Here is an 18,720-nt window from a genome sequence, read left to right on the forward strand (position 1 = left end):
CCAAAATCAAGAACTTTCATGAAGAAAAAACTTAAAATAGCAGGCATTCTTTTAGCGATAATGATTGTGTATTTGGGATTCACGAATTATTCAAAGCTGGACCTGATATCAGGATTTTCAGCAAAAAGCATTGCTTCCGGCTACTTTATTGGCCATCGAACCCAGCAAATGATTGAATCGGGAGACAATGATATCAAACTTATCAACCTGGCAAGCAACACGATTAACGAAAAAGAACACTATGCCACGACTTCAGTTTATGGTTTAAAAGAGCGTAAGGCAATTTATCGGGAAGGTCTTGGTGTTACATTAATTAATAATGATTTTGACCTTTCAAAGCCTTATCTGGTTCCGAAAAGGATTAAGTTGAATAGTAATCTTCCCTATCCTTTTGGAAATAACCAACCGAAAGATACTGTTTTCGCTACTATTGATTATTCTAAATTAGAAAAAGCTGTAGAAGGTGCTTTTGATAAAAAAGGCGAAAAAAACAAAAGAACCCGCTCACTCCTTATTTTATATAAAGACAAACTTATTGCAGAAAAATATGATTCCGGTTTTGATAAGAATTCTATGATTTTGGGCTGGTCAATGACCAAGAGCCTAACGGCGACCTACTTTGGTATATTGCAAAAACAGGGCAAAATAGACATCAATAGTCCGGCACCAATTGCAGAATGGAAAAACGACAAACGTTCTAAAATCACCATAAACGACCTGCTTCATATGAATTCAGGTTTGGAATGGGAAGAGAAATACGACAAGATTTGTGATGCAACCCTTATGTTGTTTGAGGCCGAAGACATGTCAAAAGTACAAAGAGAAAAGCCTTTGGTGGGTCAACCAAATGAAAGCTGGAATTATTCATCGGGAACGACAAATTTATTATCCGGAATCCTGAGAAATCAGTTCAAAACACAACAGGAATACCTGGATTTCTGGTATTCTTCATTAATCGATAAAATTGGTATGGATTCTATGCTGATAGAAACCGATATGGCTGGAAATTATGTCGGTTCTTCCTATGCCTGGGCAACCACCAGAGATTGGGGCAAATTCGGACTACTTTATCTCCACAAGGGGAATTGGAATGGTGAACAGCTTTTTGATGAAAGCTGGGCTAAATATGTTGCGACTCCAACCAAAACTTCTAATGGGCGTTATGGCGGACATTTTTGGCTCAATGCCGGTGGCAAATATCCCGACGCTCCCAAAGACCTGTATTATGCCAGTGGCTTTCAGGGACAGAAAATCTTTATCATTCCGTCAAAAGATTTGGTTATCGTACGTTTTGGCCTGACAGAAGATGAAGTTTTTGATTTTAATAAATTGCTGAAAGATATTCTGGGCAGCATCAGCAAATAAATATTTGCCTTAAATTTTTCCTTAAAAATTATATCTTCGTAAAAACATAACAGATGAAAAAACTTGTTCTAGCATTAGCATTCGTTTCAGCGTTATTCACTTCTTCATGCAGCAGTGATGACAGCAACAGTAGTCCGTCTTTAGGTGAAACAACGGGAAATTACTGGCCTATGGAAGTAAACAATACATGGACTTTTAGTTCCAACAGCGGAAGTTCAGAACTCAGGATGATTGGGGTCACTACAATTAACGGCACACCCTATTATGAGCTTTCAGATGATGCCGACAATGTTTTTGGCGTCCAAAATTGGGTAGCCAAAAAAGGGGCAACTTATTTCCAGAAAATTGCGGATACCAATATTAATCAGGATGGCGTGAGCATCAATATGCAGGGATACGAAATCCCAATTTTTAAAGACCATCTGGAAGCGAATTCCTCCTGGAATGGAACCGTGACCTCCAGGGTTAACTATTTTGTTAACGGGCAAAATTCTTCAACCACTGCCACTATCAAATATACCAGTACTATAACAGAGAAAAACTCAACTGTTGTGTTAAACGGTGCCACTTATCCGAATGTTATCAAAGTAAAAACAAAAGTAGAAATCAAGATTTTAAACCAAACCACCCCTATTGATTTAGAATACTGGCTTGCCAAAGATGTCGGGCCAATCCGTGAATACACTTCTTCCAATGGATCAATACAAGAAAGAACATTGACAAATTTCATGCTATACTAAACAAAAAAGGCTTCAAAATAATTTGAAGCCTTTTTTGTATTTTGATATTTCAGATTATAAATCAAATCCCATATTAACACCTAATTTCGTCGCAATAATCTTAGTGACTCTGGCTTTCATTGCCGGAATCTTGATACTTTCGATTACTTCATTCGAAAAGGCATACATCAATAACGCTTTTGCCTCTTTTTGAGGAATTCCTCTCGATTGCATATAAAACATTGCCTTTTCATCAAGCTGGCCAATCGTACAGCCGTGGGAGCATTTTACATCATCTGCAAAAATTTCCAATTGTGGCTTTGCATTGATAGAAGCCTTATCGCTTAAAAGTATATTGTTATTTTGCTGAAAAGCATCTGTTTTCTGGGCTTCCTTCTCCACATAAATCTTTCCGTTGAATACTCCGGTAGCCTTATCGTCAAAAATTCCTTTGTAATTCTGGTGGCTTTCACAATTTGGAGCGGCGTGATGCACCAAAGTATAATGGTCAACGTGCTGTTTTCCTTCAATAATGGTAATTCCTTTCAGCGTGGAATCAATATGCTCGCCCTGGTGGAAGAAATTCAGGTTGTTCCTTGTCAAGTTACCTCCAAAAGAAAAAGTATGCACAGAGGCGTTACTTTGCGTTTTCTGCGCAATATAGGTATTGTCAATCAACGATGCCTCAAGATTGTCGTTTTGAATCTTATAATAATCCACAATCGCTCTTTTCTGGGCAAAGATTTCAGTAACCGAATTAGTCAGTACCGGATTTTCATTCAAACTCTGATGTCTCTCAATAATCTGTACATGTGCATTTTCACCAACGATAATAAGATTTCTGGGCTGAACAAGCAATGCAGCTTCCGTACCGGTAGAAAAATTGATAATCTCAATAGGCTTTTCTACTACCTTACTTCGTGGAATATTGATGTAGGCTCCTTCATAGGCAAAAGCAGTATTTAATGAAGTTAAGCTTTCATCCTTGCTGGCAATCTTATTGAAGTATTCATCAATTACCATCTTGTATTTTGGCTTGGTCAATGCCGATGACATCAGGCAGACATCCAAACCATCATGTGTTGTAGAAGAAAGGAATGAGCTGAAAACACCATCTACAAAAACAACTTTGTAAGTATCGATTTCATGAAGGAAAAATTTCTTTACTTCCGAAAATTCAACCGCATTTTCCTTTTTTGGAAAAACGCTGAAATCATTTTTTAAAATCGAGCTTAGCGAAGTATATTTCCAGGCTTCCTCTTTTTTGGTTGGAAAGCCCTTGTTTTCAAAATTTTTAAATGCTTCCGTACGAACATCATGTAGAGCAGAATCAACATCTACACGTTCTTCAAAAGCCATAAAAGATGATATTAGTTTTTCTTTTAATTCCATTGTTTTAGTCTTAAAGTTGAAAGACTTAAAGTCCAAAGACTCTCGCTGTCAACTATTTTTTGTCTCTTAAATCTAAAATCAGCACTCTTTTTCAACTTGCGACTTTATGACTTTCGACTTAAATATTTAATAAACCCACTTATGAGTTTTGATATTTCAATTATTTCAAAAAGTAAATCGTCAAAATCTTTTTCTCCAATATAATTTAAGTCAGATGCTAAATATAATTGGGAACGAACTTCACCCGCCGATGCTTTTGCAACGTAGAGAAAATATATAAATTCCTTATCTGTATTGCGTTCAAAACCTTCTGCAATATTTGATGAAATCGAAATTGAGGCTCTCCGTATTTGCCTGACAAAATCAATGTCTTTTTTAAAAAATTCACCTTCAGTAATGAGGTAAATTTTTTTATTGAAAATTCTAGACTTTTGCCAAGAATTAATCTCTTCAAAGGAATTAAATTTTCCCATTTTTATGGGTTTTTATGGCGTATATTATTTTTTTAAGCCCTTTCAGACTTTCCGACTTGCGGCTTTATATCTTTCGACTTTCGACTTTCTGACTTTCGACAAATTAATTCTCCGCCTTAATCCAGTCGTAACCTTTTTCTTCCAGTTCGTAAGCCAATTCTTTTCCTCCGGATTTTACAATCTTTCCATTGTACAAAACATGTACAAAATCCGGAACGATATAATCCAGAAGTCTTTGATAGTGTGTAATGACAATAATTGCATTGTTCTCACTTTTCAGCTTATTAACACCGTTTGCAACAATTCTTAAAGCATCGATGTCCAAACCGGAATCCGTTTCATCAAGAATAGCCAGTTTCGGCTCTAGCATTGCCATTTGGAATATTTCATTTCTTTTTTTCTCACCTCCTGAAAATCCTTCGTTAAGCGAACGTGACAAAAACTTTCTGTCAATTTCCAAAAGCTCTGATTTTTCACGAATCAGTTTCAGCATTTCATTAGCAGGCATTTCCTCCTGCCCTTTTGCTTTTCGGGATTCATTAATGGCTGTTTTCATGAAGTTCGTTACAGAAACTCCCGGAATTTCTACCGGATACTGAAAAGAAAGAAATACCCCTTTATGTGCCCTTTCTTCCGGTGCCAAATCAGACAAATCTTCTCCGTCCAATTCTACTGAGCCTTCAGTAACTTCATAATTTTCGTTTCCTGCAATTACGGCAGAAAGCGTACTTTTTCCAGAACCGTTAGGTCCCATAATCGCATGAACTTCGCCGGCTTTCACTTCAAGATTAATACCTTTCAGGATGTCTTTGTCCTCAATTCCAGCGTGTAAATTTTTTATACTTAACATTGTTGTTTTTGTGTTTTATAGAGTCTTGAAAGATTATCCAACCGAACCTTCAAGTGATATTTCTAATAATTTTTGTGCCTCAACCGCAAATTCCATCGGAAGTTTATTCAATACTTCTTTACTGAAACCATTTACAATCAAAGCAATCGCTTTTTCTGTAGGGATTCCTCTCTGGTTGCAATAGAAAACCTGGTCTTCACCAATTTTACTGGTCGTTGCCTCATGCTCTATTTTAGCCGACGGATTTTTAGATTCGATATAAGGAAAAGTGTGTGCTCCACAGTTATTTCCCATCAATAGCGAATCGCATTGCGAAAAGTTTCTGGCGTTATCTGCCCTTGAACTGATTTGAACCAGTCCGCGGTAGCTGTTTTGAGATTTTCCGGCAGAAATTCCTTTGGAAATAATCGTTGATTTGGTGTTCTTTCCTAAATGAATCATTTTGGTCCCGGTATCAGCCTGCTGGAAATTATTAGTTACGGCAATAGAATAGAATTCTCCAACCGAATTGTCTCCTTTCAGCACACATGATGGATATTTCCAGGTTACGGCAGAACCCGTTTCAACCTGTGTCCAGGAAATTTTTGCGTTTTTCTCGCACAAACCTCTTTTGGTCACGAAGTTGTATACTCCACCTTTACCTTCTTTATTACCCGGAAACCAGTTTTGGACAGTAGAATATTTGATTTCGGCATCATCCAAAGCAATCAGTTCCACAACCGCAGCATGCAATTGGTTTTCATCACGTGATGGAGCTGTACATCCCTCTAAATAAGAAACATAACTTCCCTCATCGGCAATAACCAAAGTTCTTTCGAATTGCCCGGTTCCGGCCTGATTGATACGGAAATAGGTTGAAAGTTCCATCGGACAGCGAACACCTTTTGGAATATAACAGAACGACCCGTCTGAAAAAACAGCCGAATTCAGTGCCGCATAGAAATTATCCTTTTGCGGAACTACAGAACCGATATATTTTTGAACCAATTCAGGATGTTCCTTAATCGCTTCAGAAATAGAACAGAAAATAATTCCCTTTTCTGCCAGCGTTTTCTTGAATGTCGTAGCCACAGAAACGGAGTCCATGACAATATCCACAGCAACCCCGGCAAGTACTTTTTGCTCGTCGATAGAAATTCCGAGTTTTTTGAATGTTTCCAAAAGTTCCGGGTCTACCTCATCAAGGCTTTCGTATTTTGCTTTTTTTAAGGGTGCTGAATAATAGGAGATTTCCTGAAATTTAGGCTTTTCATAATGAACATTTGCCCATTCAGGTTCAACCATCTGCTCCCAGGCTCTGAATGCTTCTACTCTCCAGTTGGTCATCCATTCCGGCTCTTCTTTTTTCTTCGAAATAGCACGGACAATGTCTTCATTTAAGCCAACAGGAAAAGTATCGGATTCTATATCAGTATAAAAACCGTATTCGTATTCTTTATTTTCAAGCTCGATTTTTAAATCGTCTTCTGTGTATTTGCTCATTTTAGTTTTTTTTAACCCTGAAAGGGTTTTGAACCCTTTCAGGGTTGAATAGTTTTGTTATAAAGAAAAACTCTCTCCGCAACCGCAAGTTCGGGTAGCGTTCGGGTTATTGAAAACAAATCCTTTTCCGTTCAGTCCTCCTGAAAACTCAAGAGTGGTTCCTGCCAGGTATAAAAATGATTTTTTTTCAACGGCAATTCTTACATTATTATCTTCAAAAACCTTGTCGTTTTCTCCCAGTTCTTTATCAAACTTCAGCTCATATGACAAGCCGGAACATCCACCGCTTTTTACGCCCACACGAACGTAATCTTTGGTAGCATCAAAGCCGTCATCATTCATCATATCGATGATTCTTTTACTTGCTGTATCAGATACCTTTATCATAGTGATTTAAATTTAGTCTAATTAATTTGCAAAGATACGTCATATTTAGCTTTTTCCATAATCAGTAACATTTTTCTAACTATGTTTCTATAGAAAAAGTTTATTTCCGCCCATTAAAGCCAATCGATTTTAGTAATTTGCGAACAAAAAGCAATTTTAACCCTTTATATCCTCATAAAATGAAATTATATCCAATTGAAGCAGGAAATTTTAAATTAGACGGCGGGGCCATGTTTGGCGTAGTTCCAAAAACGATATGGAACAAAACCAATCCGGCCGATGAAAATAACCTGATTGACATTGCCGCAAGATGCCTTTTAATTGAAGATGGAAATCGCCTGATTTTGATTGATACCGGAATGGGCGACAAACAATCGGAAAAATTCTTCGGATATTATTCACTGTGGGGCAGCCATTCTATCGACAAATCATTGTCTCATTATGGTTTTCATCGTGATGATGTTACCGATGTTTTTATGACACACCTGCATTTTGACCATTGCGGCGGAAGTGTTCAATGGAATAAAGACAAGACCGGCTATGAAGTCGCTTTTAAAAATGCCAAATTCTGGTCAAACGACAATCATTGGGAATGGGCCACAAAACCAAATCCCAGAGAAAAAGCTTCTTTTCTTACTGAAAATATTATCCCGATGCAGGAAAGCGGACAATTGGAATTTATCAAAAGGCCGGATGGCGATTTACTGAAAAAATCGGAACTCGGATTTGATATTTTCTTTGCCGACGGACATACTGAAAAAATGATGATTCCAAAAATTCAATATCAGGACAAGACCATCTGTTTTATGGCAGATTTATTACCAACAGCAGGACATCTTCCTTTGCCTTACGTTATGGGATATGACACACGTCCACTCCTGACACTACCTGAAAAGGCAAAGTTTCTGACCGAAGCAGCCGAAAACAACTACTATCTGTTTTTAGAGCACGATGCTCACAACCAAATCATAACCGTTGAAAACACAGAAAAAGGTGTCCGTTTGAAAGACGTTTTCACTTGCGAAGAAATTCTATAAAGATTTAAAAAATCTTCTTATTAACCTTATTATGACTTAGCGTCTTTGTGAGAAATTATTTTCAAGCAAAGGCGCTATGTCGCAAAAACCATAAACTTCTAGCATTGGCTCAACCAATAGATAAATTAATTTTGAATCCTTCCAAAGCCAATTCATTGAATTTAAATCATCAACCTTTCTAAAATAAAGTTAATTATTTATAAGTTTGTGGTAAAGTCAGTGTACTTTTGGCAAACTAATTGAAATCAAATTTTTTTTGAAAATGAAAATACTAAAACTGTCCTCCCTTTCACTGCTTTCAGTGTTGGTTTTATCAGGATGTGGTGCTTCCAAAAGCATGACACCAATTACAAGTATCGAAAACCTTCCTTTAAAAACTTCAAAAATTAAAGAAAATGATTTGAAAAGATGGAGCCATCTTGACATCATAAAAGATACGATTCCAGGAATGAGCGTTGATAAAGCATATGCGGAATTGATTAAAAACAAAAAAGGCACGAAAGTAATAGTGGGCGTGGTAGATTCTGGTGTTGACATTGAACATCCGGATTTAAAATCAGTTATATGGACGAATCCGAAAGAAATCCCAGGAAACGGAATTGATGATGACAAAAACGGTTATATCGATGACATTCACGGATGGAATTTTCTTGGCGATGTGACCAATGAAACTTTGGAAATGACAAGAATTGTCCGTAAAGGTGATGATGGTTCTGAAAATTTCAAGAAAGCAAAAGCAGCTTACGAAAAAGAATATCAGGAAGCTTTGGCATCAAAGCAACAATTTGATTTCATCAATAATGCCGATAAAACAATACAAAAAGAATTAAAAAAGGAAAACTATACATTAGAAGACCTTAAAGCGTTAGAATCAAAAGACCCGACTGTTAGTCAATACAAGAGAGTAATGCTTTCTGTTATTGCCCAGGCCGGACCAGAATTCAAGTCAGAATTGAAAGAATATCAGGAACACATTTACAACCAGCTGAATTACAACCTGAATCTTGAACACGACGGAAGAAAAATTTTAGGCGACAATATTGATGACCTAAACGATTCTAAACACGGAAACAACAATGTAACAGGGCCTAAAAAAGAAGGCGCTTCACACGGAACACACGTTTCAGGAATCATTGCTCAGGTAAGAAACAATGGTCTTGGTGGAGATGGAATTGCCAACAATGTTGCTATTATGGCGGTGAGAGCCGTTCCGGATGGTGATGAATACGACAAAGATATTGCTTTGGGAATTCGTTATGCTGTTGACAATGGTGCTAAAGTCATCAACGGAAGTTTTGGAAAAGGATTCTCTCCGCATAAAGAATGGGTTTATGACGCCATCAAATATGCGGCAAGCAAAGACGTACTGATTGTTTTGGCAGCCGGAAATGAAGGTGCCGATCTTGATGTAGAAGAGCGTTTTCCAAATGACCGTATTGCATCTGGCGAAATTGCAGATAACGTAATAAAAGTAGGTGCTTTGGACACTACCTATGGAACAAACCTGGTAGCAGACTTCTCCAACTATGGCAGCAAAGACGTAGACGTTTTTGCCCCTGGAGTTAAAATTTATGCAACCTATCCAAATAACGAATACAAATACGAACAGGGAACTTCAATGGCGGCTCCAAATGTTGCCGGAGTTGCGGCTTTAATTCGTTCGTATTATCCGTCACTGACTGCTTCGCAGGTGAAGCACATCTTAATGGATTCCGGAATTCCAACCAATATAGATGTAGTCCTTAATGGCGAAAAAGCAAACAAACGCTCGTTTTCAAAAATATCAACATCCGGAAAAATGGTTAATGCCTATAACGCCCTGATTATGGCAGAAAAAATGGCTAAAACGAAAAAATAAAATCTAGGAAACTTTCAAAATGGAAGGGAAATCCCTTCCATTTTTATTTTGCATGCTTATGAAACAACTATTTCTACTTTCAGTATTTACAGTTTTCTGCGGTAGTGCGGTAGCACAAAGCGGTTACTGGCAACAGCACGTCGATTACAAAATGGACGTGAACATGGATGTAAAAACATACCAATACAAAGGAAAACAAGAACTGGTCTATACCAACAATTCACCAGACACGCTCAAAAGAGTCTTTTTCCACCTTTACAACAACGCCTTCCAACCCGGAAGCGAAATGGATATCCGACTACAGACTATTGTAGACCCGGACAAAAGAATGGTCAAAACCACAAAATCTGGTGGTGTTGAAAAAACAGAAAGTAGAATCAGCCTCTTAAAACCTAATCAGATTGGCTACCTGAATGTAACCAATTTCATGCAGGACGGAGTTCCGGCTACCACCACGGTTGTTGGTACTATCCTGGAAGTAGACCTGGCAAAACCAATTGCGCCAAAAGGCAAAACCAAATTCACCTTGGATTTTGACGGACAGGTTCCGGAACAAATTCGCCGTTCTGGTCGAAACAGTTCAGAAGGTGTAGCACTTTCTATGACGCAATGGTATCCTAAAATGGCGGAATATGATTTTGAAGGCTGGCATGCCGACCCTTATATCGGAAGAGAATTTCACGGTGTATGGGGAAATTTTGATGTCAAAATTACTATCGACAAAAAATACATTTTAGGAGGCTCCGGATATCTTCAGAATAAAAATGAAATTGGATACGGATACCAGGATCAAGGTGTTGAAGTAAAAATACCTCGAAAAGTTAAAACCCTGACCTGGCATTTTAATGCGCCAATGGTTCATGATTTCAGTTGGGCGGCAGATAAGGATTATATCCATGATGTTTATCCTGGTCCAAATAATGTGGAATTGCATTTCTTATACAAAGACAAAGCAAAACTTAAAGAAAACTGGAAAAAAATGCAGCCAAAAACGGCAGAGTTAATGGATTTCTTTAATAAAAATGTCGGTCCATATCCATACAAACAGTATTCAGTCATTCAAGGTGGCGATGGCGGAATGGAATATGCCATGTGTACGTTAATTACAGGCGAAAGGTCCTACGGTAGCCTTGTAGGCGTTACTGCTCACGAGATGGCCCACTCCTGGTTCCAGCACGTTTTGGCAACAAACGAGTCCAAACACGGATGGATGGACGAAGGTTTTACATCTTACATTTCTGATTTGGCTATGGCTAAAGTATTGCCAAGTAAAGATGAAAAAAATCCATTCGATTCAGCCTATTCCAACTATTTCTATATGGTTAAAACCGGAAGAGAGCAACCACAGACCACTCATGGTGACCGATTTGAAGAAAATATGGTGTATGGAATATCTTCTTATAGCAAAGGAGAATTATTCCTGACACAGCTTGGATATATTATCGGGCAGGAAAACCTGGCAAAAACGCTTAAAAAATTCTATGAAGACTTCAAATTCAAACACCCAACGCCAAATGATTTCAAAAGAACCGCAGAAAAAATTTCCGGAATGAACCTGGATTGGTACCTGGTAGACTGGACGCAAACGACAAACACCATCGACTACGGAATTAAGGAAGTAAGAGATGCTGGCGGAAAAACAGAAGTCGTATTGCAAAGAATTGGAAGAATGCCAATGCCTTTGGATATTATGGTGACTTATGTAGATGGAAGCAAAGAATCGTTCTATGCTCCGTTACAAATGATGAGAGGTATCAAAGAAAATCCATATCCGGGTGTAAAAAGAACATTCTTAAAAGGATGGGATTGGGCATATCCTTCATTGAAATTCACTATTGACAAAGGAATGGGAATGATTAGCAAAATTGAAATCGATCCTGAAAACCTGATGGCCGATGTGAAAAAAGACAATAATGTATATCCGGCACCTATTCCGGACAACAGCAAAGTTTTGAAAAATTAAATAAAAAGGCGGACAAAATTGTCCGCCTTTTTTAATTCATTGCATTAATCCTGATACTGGCTTTTACGAGTGCCAGGGCTTTTATTTTTGAAAGTTCGACATCTTTATCCTGATGGTGCTTATTTTGGCTTACGAGCCTCACACAGCCCGGATTTTCAGACTTCTGGATATATTTCACCGTAACATACTCTTCGCCGCTCATATCGATTCCCAAGAGGTACATTTCGCCCCAGAAAATCTCATTGGCTACGTCATGTATTTCCTTATACAGTACTATATCGCCACTTTTCAAAAGCGGATACATACTATCTCCCGTTACATATACCGCACCATCGCATTTTGGCAAATGCGGAATCGAAATATGATCGATGGGATCCTGCGATTTACTATCCTGAAAAAGAGGCACCAACCCGGCTACAGCTTCAATATCATACAGCGGTATCTGCTGATTTTCAACAAAACTATCCGTCTTTAGCCTGTACATTTCAATCTGCTTGTTGTTCAGGATTTCTTCGTTATCTACAAAAATATTTCCTTGCCCAGTGAGAAGCCATGTTGGATTTAAATCCGTATAAACAGAAATAATTTTTTCCAATACCTGCGACCCGATACTTTTTCCTTCTTTAACAGCTTTAGAAATACTTCCTCTGCTGGCGCCGATGCTATTTTCAAAAGCATAATAACTTATGCCTTTTTTAGCCATATATTCTCCTACTCTTTCTGAAACCATATGATTATAATATTATTTTATTGAGCAAACTTACGAAAAAAATCTATAATAAAATTAAAAATAAGAAAATAGTACTCATTTTGAGCAAAGACAATCGTTTGGTTTTACTTGTTTTAAATGTGTTGTTTACAAGCAATCCATAATGTAATCGATAACATGCAGGTAATTATTAGTGAATTATAAAATATTTGAAAATAATCTTATTTTAATTTGTTTTGTTGATTATTTTCTTCTATATTTGCAATGTAAAATCTTTATAAGCCAAACAAAATTAAATTATTGCTGTCCGGAAAGCGGTTTTGTAATTTTTGAAAGGTTATTTCTAAGATTTATTTCCACTAAATTTTAAATTAATAACAAAATGAGTACACAAATCAAAAACACGCTTTTCAGGTTTATGACCATGAGGGCACCAGAACTAACAGGTGACGAAAAAACAAAAACCCATTTCGCACAACTTATTGACGTATCAGAACATTTAGCCAGCCATTTCATTGTAGGAATAAAGCAAAACACTGGGGTTTCTAAAAAAGCACTACTGCAAAATTTAGCTGCTAATTTTGAAAGCCAAAGCTTAAAATCAAAAAAGGAGATTAGTCATGCTGTTAGTGATCCTGTTCTGAAATTTTCTGAATGGCTTACAAGAAACAGGGATTCTTTAACAGAAGATAATTTGTTGCAGAATATGCCTTCTGACATTACATCTTTTGACCTGAATACAAGAGTTCTGATATGGGATAATCTTTTTTATCAAATCATTTCTCAAAAATCGCCATATCTACGCGAAAGTCTTTTATCTCTATTAGTTACTGATTTGTTTCTCACAAATAAAAAGTTGCCATTTGAAGAACTTAAAGAAGTGGCCAAAGCTAGAATAATTATTCCGAAAATCTTTTTTGAAAATGAAACCGAATTCGTGCCCCCTGTAAAAGGTGAACCTCGTTCAATTCCTGTAAACTCTAAAGCACTGGATAAAAAATTGGATCTGTTTTTAGCCGAACAAAAGATTTCGCGATACCAAGAAACAATAAAAGAACTGAATGCCATCCAGAAATCATACAACAAGTCGACACAAATGGCTCGGGAAAATGCCTATAAGCAATACGAACAAGATGTAAAAGACATTTATGCTTCTGCCCAAACCGTTGAGAAAAAATATACTGATAAGGATTTGGGTATTGAAAAAACACTTGTCGAATATGTTGGAGTCACTGTACCTCCTTTTGAGTTCGATGCAAACTCAGAAATTGATTTTGCATTAAGTTCTCCCAACATTTCCGCATTTACGGAGAGTGTCATTTTGAATCTCTCAAATGACTTTGGCACACTTACCGGGATTATTGGAGCTATAGAGGGTGGAATAATTGATGAGTCAAATACGCTCATCCAGCAAAACCCAGGCAATCAGGAAATTGTCAACAATGGAGGTATTTTAACACCCATAAATACCAATACGATAGGCTTGGGTAATGTCTTCTCATTTATAGGACAAAACCACATGGGCAAATCTCATTTAACGTTTTTATTTAACAACGCCCCGCAAGGAGCTGATGTTATCGGTGCTAGCTATAACGTAAAATTTCCAAATGGAACGATAATTTCAGGCACTTCCTTTGATGACACTTGGGTTGATGACAAATTAAAAGTAACTCTTTTCAGAGAAAAATTAGACTATTCAGTGGCAACAAATTTTACAGTTGACGGAGAATTACTGTTGAGCAATAACACTGCCATACAAATCACAGGAAGAGGTACAGTTGGAGGCGGTGGAATAATTTCCGGAATGATACAAGAACTAAAAGCCTCTGGAAATGGAAGTTATAAAATAGTTGACATTTATGATGAAAATACTCCTGGTCAGCCTGATACAACTCCAGTCCTGGAACCGGTTCGAACATTTGGTTTTAGAAGATTGGGTATTACAGATTACAGGAAAGTAGAACAGGAAATTTGTTGCTATGTTCCCGGGGAAGTTTCCCATATCGAAAATATCATGGCGAGAGAGTTTAAGGAAAAAACAACCAGACGCTCCAGAAAAACGGAAGACACCACTACGACAAGCAGCGAACAGGAAATCGAAAAATTAACCGATACCTCCACTACAGAACGCCATGAAATGAATCAGGAAGTTGCTTCTGTAATGGCCAAGGACACCAGTATGGGCGTTCAGGCCGGAGTTCATTGGGGATCAGGCCAAGGATTTGGAGGAGAAGTAAATGCATCTTATGCCAACAACACCTCATCCGAAACATCAAACAGCCAGGCCGTTATGTATGCCAAGGAAATTACAGAACGGGCCCTTGATCGTGTCGTACAAAAAGTAAAAGAAGAACGTACGACCAAAATTATTGAGGAGTTTTCTGAAGAAGACACACATGGTTTTGATAACCGTAAGGGAGATAATCACATCTCAGGAGTATATCGTTGGGTTGACAAAATTTATAAAAACAAGGTGGTCAATTACGGAAAGCGTTTGATGTATGAGTTTATGATTCCGGAACCGTCTTCTTTCCATAACGAAGTAACTTCCGGTAAAAAAGACACGTTTACAGAAGTTTTGGTAAAGCCAATTGACCCGAGAACCGCTACCTTGTTGCCATTAAAAGACAGCAACGTACTAGTTCAAAATACCTATAAGCACTGGGCTGCTATTTACAATGCAGAAATAGAAGCTTATCCTGACGAGGAAATTACTGTGGGAGAATCCTTTGCAATCTTGGGCTATCCAAATGGGGCAAAAATAGCCGACACCGAGTCCAACTCTGGAAATGGCAAAATAAAAGTTCCTGAAGGATATAAAGCTGTTCATGCATATGGAATCTTTAATGCTAGTAGTACAAATGGTTATCAAGGAAATATTCTGTCTTTATCTATTGGTAACACAACAGCTTCAAATCCTTTTAAATTCTTTCAGGCTACCATGCCTCTAGATTTTCCTATAGACAATTTCGAAATAGAAGTACCGGTTTCCTTTACACTTGGAAATCACGTTGCTGGAGATATTGTCGCGTCAGTAAGATGCAAATTGACTGAAAAAGCAAAACAGCAATGGAGATTAAAAGCATTTAATGCAATCATTGAGGCTTATGAAGCAAAATTGGCTGAATATCAGGAAAAACTGGCTGTAGCAAAAGCAACAGGAGAAGCAAAAGCAAAAACAAATCCTGGATTCTATCGCCAGGTTGAGAATACCATTTTGCGAAAAAACTGTATTGCTTACATGTTAGGACATGAAAATATGGGCAAAAACATGCTTTTGGGTAGTAACGCTAAAGATCTAAGAGTTAAGAATGATGCCGAATTAGACATCTACACATCTCAGGTTAAATTCTTAGAACAAGCCTTTGAATGGGATTTGATGAGCTACCATTTCTATCCATTTTACTGGGCTAACAAAGAAAAATGGGCAGAACTGTACAACCCGAATGAGGCGAACGATCCAATATTCAGAGCTTTCCTTCAAAGTGGTATGGCAAGAGTAATCCTAACCGTACGTCCGGGGTTTGAAGAAGCCGTTAACTGGTTCATGGCTACAGGACAAGTTTGGAATGGCGGACAAGTACCGGCTGTTGACGATCCGTTATTTGTTTCTATCATCAAAGAATTACAAACACAGGAAGGCGAAGTAGAAGAAACATGGGAAAGCCGCGTACCAACTTCACTAACCATTATCCAGGCAGGAAGTATGGGCTTAAATGTAGTCAACGCTTTGCCATGCAATTCGGACTGTGACGACAACACGCTGTTTGACAGTGACGGACAGCCTATATTGGATGCTGAAGGCAATCCGGTAAAATCATTTGTAAAAACAGATGCCTTGATTGGAGATAATTCCCAAACCGCATAATATAAGCCAAAATTAACCCTTAGGCCCTGCTACATGTAGCAGGGCTTTTTAACCACACAAAATATGAGAGCGACAGAATATGGACTACTCCATTATGGGAATTATTCCTTTACCGACATAAAAAGCAATATTTATGCTTTCAATAACGAAATCAGTGTTGTAAATGACGAAACAAATGAAAATGAAAGCAGTGCTTATACGGAAATCATCTATGTAGAAATAGAGCCGAACGATGGAAATCCCAATGAATTTAAACTTGCCGAAGACGGTGAAATCCTTGATTACAGGGAAGGAAATTACATTCTCAACTCCAATGTTATTACAGCTATGGAAGTATCAGATTCCGCAACGGTTTTTCTTCAAACTTTAAGCATACAGGCACGAATCTATAAGTTTGGTGAAAAATATTTCGCTTTGGTTACCAAAAACATGGCAGGAGCTGTTGCTTGGGAAACATTCTTAGGAGGTTTAGAAATAGTAGCGACACAAATGAAGAAGAAAAAGAGGGAAAAGATAACCTTGCTGAACGACATTTTAAGAGAAAAACAGCTTTCAGTAGTGCTTTTTATCTCAAAAGACGGGGCACTGCTGGAAACCGCCTACCAATCCATTGACAATTTATACGGGAACGAAATTGTACTTTTTATCGAAACCAATGACAGCATGAACCTTTTTGGCTCAGTTATCAGGATAAAAACCGGTGCTAACGTAACCTCATCGTCGGGTGTTCCTTATAAAAAACTAAGTAAGGTTGTAGATTATTTCAACACCAATGTCTCAAGTTCCGCTTTGCAGGAAATCATCAAGGAGCACATAGCCGACAAATCAAGCGGTTTTTTCATTGTCAAAAGAGCATTCTTGGGAGCCTTGAATAGGGTTATACGGTTTTCATCAGATCTTACGTTGGAAGGAATCGGGAAAATTTCAGACGGAATTGGAGAACTTGTTGGTGCACTAAAACTGGACGACAGCCAATGGCAGTATTATGATGATAACGGCCTACCTCTAAAAAATGCAAACCTGTTTTTACCCGGATTGGGAGGCATCAAATACCTGCAGGAAACAAACAAAAAGAGCAGGCCTGAAGAAACCAATGCCAAAGCAATAAACAAAATTACTGAGTTAGAAAAAATCCTAAAGGAGAGTAAAAAAACCCTTGGCAAAGCTGATTTTTTCAAAAAAATTATCAATCAGCTGCTTTATATGCTACGAAAAGTAAAGGATTTTCTGGGCGATCCGTTGGGTAAGGCTCTTGATTTTGCAGAAACTGTTTTCGTATTGTACAATGCCTATATCGTTGGAATCATAAACAGCATTGTAGACGCGATAAAAGGAATTTTCGACATTCTATCGATAATCTGTAAGGCCTTGGCAGCATTGCAGAAAAAAGGGAAAAATATAGCGGAGAACTTGCCAAGCTATCTCAGTCTGTTCTTTGAGATAATTGAAAACATGATTGAAACACTCGAGAATCTTTTTAGCAAAGAAAATCTGAAAGCCTTAATCGAATTCTTTAAAAAAAGTGCAGCGTTTATCCTTACTCTCCCAACGAGGGCGTTTGCCTGGTTAGCCGAAAATGCAGCAATGCCAAATCTCGACAAGGTTGCCTATTACTATGGCTATATCATTGGGTTTATCATCCAGCTTATTTTGGAAATACTGTTTACCGGTGGCGCCAAAACAGCAGCAGATGCATTTAAAAAACTGGCAGACTCTTTGATAAATATTTTTAAGACCATGGAAAAATTTGTCTTTAAATTTTCTGACAAAGTGATCATTGGCTTTGAAAATCTTTTAGCTATTTTTGCTTATATTAGGGAGAAATCTAAAAATTTAGGCGTTCTTTTAGATGAAGTTTTAGAAATAATTGAAGAAATCTTTTATGGTTCAAAACAATCATTTAGAAATTATTCAAATGATGCCAGGAGATATGCAAATTCACAGATTCCTGCTTTAGGCAGTGCTGAAATTAGACTATATAAAAATTTAGTGAAGGCATTCTTCAAACCATTTAAAAAGCTGTTATTAAAATATTCGGATGAAGCATTAATTCTAAAAAAATGGAAACAATTAAAGTTCATGAAAGCGCTTTCAAAGACCGATGTTGATGATTTAATTTCATTGAGAAAATTAAATAAAAAGGCCTATAACAAAAATGCCGCAACGATGAAAGCCAAAATAGAGATAAATGGAGAAATTATTGAACTTGAATATAAGGCATTAGCGGGCGATTCAATAAATGGCCCAGGTTTGTGTACAAATGTAAATAAAGATTATATTGCAAGGCAACTGGAAATGTCTTATGATGAATTAATGGCGCACTTTGAAGACATTAATGATCTAGAAGAAAAAGTAATGCGTTTTCAAGACAGTGAACATAAAATATTTTCTGCTTTTGATGATGATTTGCTAAAATTAGAAGCAAAATATGGCAAAGTAAACGTGAAAGAAATCAATTTCAAAACCCTTTATGAGCCTTGTATTTCTTGCAAAAAGCAAATACTAATAAGAGAATCAATGCATAGCTCAAAAATTAGTATAGAAGCAACTCTAATAAATTCGAAAAAATTCGTCAAAGGAAACAGACAATTAAGAGAAACATTAAAAAACTAATACC

The 18,720-nt window shown here is 37.4% G+C and carries 13 protein-coding genes; 7 read left to right on the forward strand and 6 right to left on the reverse strand.

Annotated features, from left to right (window positions below; genetic code table 11):
* Positions 1-18: 18 nt before the first annotated feature.
* On the forward strand, positions 19-1,365 hold the full coding sequence (locus tag ASG38_RS03005; RefSeq protein WP_056066992.1) for a serine hydrolase: 1,347 nt from the start codon (positions 19-21) through the stop codon (positions 1,363-1,365).
* A 53-nt stretch (positions 1,366-1,418) separates the two neighbouring features.
* Positions 1,419-2,105 carry a hypothetical protein gene (locus ASG38_RS03010; RefSeq protein WP_056066994.1) on the forward strand — a complete coding sequence of 229 codons (687 nt, stop codon included), beginning with the start codon at positions 1,419-1,421 and terminating at the stop codon, positions 2,103-2,105.
* A 54-nt stretch (positions 2,106-2,159) separates the two neighbouring features.
* On the opposite strand, the gene sufD is transcribed toward ASG38_RS03010, so the two are convergent.
* The 5 genes from sufD to ASG38_RS03035 all read right to left on the reverse strand — a co-directional run bounded on the left by sufD (position 2,160) and on the right by ASG38_RS03035 (position 6,668).
* Complete coding sequence (sufD, locus tag ASG38_RS03015; RefSeq protein ID WP_056066997.1) at positions 2,160-3,476, reverse strand: Fe-S cluster assembly protein SufD; 1,317 nt, start codon at positions 3,474-3,476, stop codon at positions 2,160-2,162.
* 104 nt (positions 3,477-3,580) lie between these two features.
* The gene (locus tag ASG38_RS03020) at positions 3,581-3,949 is read right to left on the reverse strand and encodes a four helix bundle protein (protein WP_056067002.1); all 369 of its coding nucleotides are present in this window, start codon (positions 3,947-3,949) and stop codon (positions 3,581-3,583) included.
* Between the two features lie 103 nt (positions 3,950-4,052).
* Positions 4,053-4,799: a Fe-S cluster assembly ATPase SufC gene (sufC, locus tag ASG38_RS03025; RefSeq protein WP_056067005.1), complete on the reverse strand. Its 747-nt coding sequence runs from the start codon at positions 4,797-4,799 to the stop codon at positions 4,053-4,055.
* Between the two features lie 33 nt (positions 4,800-4,832).
* Entirely contained in the window at positions 4,833-6,281 is a 1,449-nt protein-coding gene (sufB, locus tag ASG38_RS03030; protein ID WP_056067009.1) for a Fe-S cluster assembly protein SufB, read from the reverse strand.
* 57 nt (positions 6,282-6,338) lie between these two features.
* Entirely contained in the window at positions 6,339-6,668 is a 330-nt protein-coding gene (locus ASG38_RS03035; RefSeq protein ID WP_056067012.1) for an iron-sulfur cluster assembly accessory protein, read from the reverse strand.
* A gap of 179 nt (positions 6,669-6,847) precedes the next feature.
* On the opposite strand from ASG38_RS03035, the gene ASG38_RS03040 reads away from it, so the two are divergent.
* The 3 genes from ASG38_RS03040 to ASG38_RS03050 all read left to right on the forward strand — a co-directional run bounded on the left by ASG38_RS03040 (position 6,848) and on the right by ASG38_RS03050 (position 11,526).
* Positions 6,848-7,705: an MBL fold metallo-hydrolase gene (locus ASG38_RS03040; RefSeq protein ID WP_056067015.1), complete on the forward strand. Its 858-nt coding sequence runs from the start codon at positions 6,848-6,850 to the stop codon at positions 7,703-7,705.
* Between the two features lie 262 nt (positions 7,706-7,967).
* The gene (locus tag ASG38_RS03045; RefSeq protein ID WP_056067018.1) at positions 7,968-9,563 is read left to right on the forward strand and encodes a S8 family peptidase; all 1,596 of its coding nucleotides are present in this window, start codon (positions 7,968-7,970) and stop codon (positions 9,561-9,563) included.
* A 58-nt stretch (positions 9,564-9,621) separates the two neighbouring features.
* Positions 9,622-11,526 carry a M1 family metallopeptidase gene (locus ASG38_RS03050; protein ID WP_056067021.1) on the forward strand — a complete coding sequence of 635 codons (1,905 nt, stop codon included), beginning with the start codon at positions 9,622-9,624 and terminating at the stop codon, positions 11,524-11,526.
* Between the two features lie 31 nt (positions 11,527-11,557).
* On the opposite strand, the gene ASG38_RS03055 is transcribed toward ASG38_RS03050, so the two are convergent.
* A complete protein-coding gene (locus tag ASG38_RS03055) occupies positions 11,558-12,256 on the reverse strand; it encodes a helix-turn-helix transcriptional regulator (RefSeq protein ID WP_056067023.1) in 699 nt (232 codons plus the stop codon).
* A 361-nt stretch (positions 12,257-12,617) separates the two neighbouring features.
* On the opposite strand from ASG38_RS03055, the gene ASG38_RS17605 reads away from it, so the two are divergent.
* Together ASG38_RS17605 and ASG38_RS03065 are read left to right on the forward strand one after the other, a co-directional pair.
* Complete coding sequence (locus tag ASG38_RS17605) at positions 12,618-16,103, forward strand: hypothetical protein (protein WP_157485994.1); 3,486 nt, start codon at positions 12,618-12,620, stop codon at positions 16,101-16,103.
* A gap of 63 nt (positions 16,104-16,166) precedes the next feature.
* Positions 16,167-18,716: a hypothetical protein gene (locus ASG38_RS03065; protein WP_056067026.1), complete on the forward strand. Its 2,550-nt coding sequence runs from the start codon at positions 16,167-16,169 to the stop codon at positions 18,714-18,716.
* Positions 18,717-18,720 lie beyond the last annotated feature (4 nt).

The organism is Flavobacterium sp. Leaf359, from assembly GCF_001423985.1.
Lineage (GTDB): Bacteria > Bacteroidota > Bacteroidia > Flavobacteriales > Flavobacteriaceae > Flavobacterium > Flavobacterium lindanitolerans.

What these genes read in the sequence shown, in the direction of transcription:
- ASG38_RS03065 (WP_056067026.1), top strand. Translation starts at nt 16,167, where the DNA reads ATGAGAGCGACAGAATATGGACTACTCCATTATGGGAATTATTCCTTT.
- ASG38_RS03020 (WP_056067002.1), bottom strand. Translation starts at nt 3,949, where the DNA reads ATGGGAAAATTTAATTCCTTTGAAGAGATTAATTCTTGGCAAAAGTCT.
- ASG38_RS03040 (WP_056067015.1), top strand. Translation starts at nt 6,848, where the DNA reads ATGAAATTATATCCAATTGAAGCAGGAAATTTTAAATTAGACGGCGGG.
- ASG38_RS03005 (WP_056066992.1), top strand. Translation starts at nt 19, where the DNA reads ATGAAGAAAAAACTTAAAATAGCAGGCATTCTTTTAGCGATAATGATT.
- sufD (WP_056066997.1), bottom strand. Translation starts at nt 3,476, where the DNA reads ATGGAATTAAAAGAAAAACTAATATCATCTTTTATGGCTTTTGAAGAA.
- ASG38_RS03055 (WP_056067023.1), bottom strand. Translation starts at nt 12,256, where the DNA reads ATGGTTTCAGAAAGAGTAGGAGAATATATGGCTAAAAAAGGCATAAGT.
- sufB (WP_056067009.1), bottom strand. Translation starts at nt 6,281, where the DNA reads ATGAGCAAATACACAGAAGACGATTTAAAAATCGAGCTTGAAAATAAA.
- sufC (WP_056067005.1), bottom strand. Translation starts at nt 4,799, where the DNA reads ATGTTAAGTATAAAAAATTTACACGCTGGAATTGAGGACAAAGACATC.
- ASG38_RS17605 (WP_157485994.1), top strand. Translation starts at nt 12,618, where the DNA reads ATGAGTACACAAATCAAAAACACGCTTTTCAGGTTTATGACCATGAGG.
- ASG38_RS03010 (WP_056066994.1), top strand. Translation starts at nt 1,419, where the DNA reads ATGAAAAAACTTGTTCTAGCATTAGCATTCGTTTCAGCGTTATTCACT.
- ASG38_RS03050 (WP_056067021.1), top strand. Translation starts at nt 9,622, where the DNA reads ATGAAACAACTATTTCTACTTTCAGTATTTACAGTTTTCTGCGGTAGT.
- ASG38_RS03035 (WP_056067012.1), bottom strand. Translation starts at nt 6,668, where the DNA reads ATGATAAAGGTATCTGATACAGCAAGTAAAAGAATCATCGATATGATG.
- ASG38_RS03045 (WP_056067018.1), top strand. Translation starts at nt 7,968, where the DNA reads ATGAAAATACTAAAACTGTCCTCCCTTTCACTGCTTTCAGTGTTGGTT.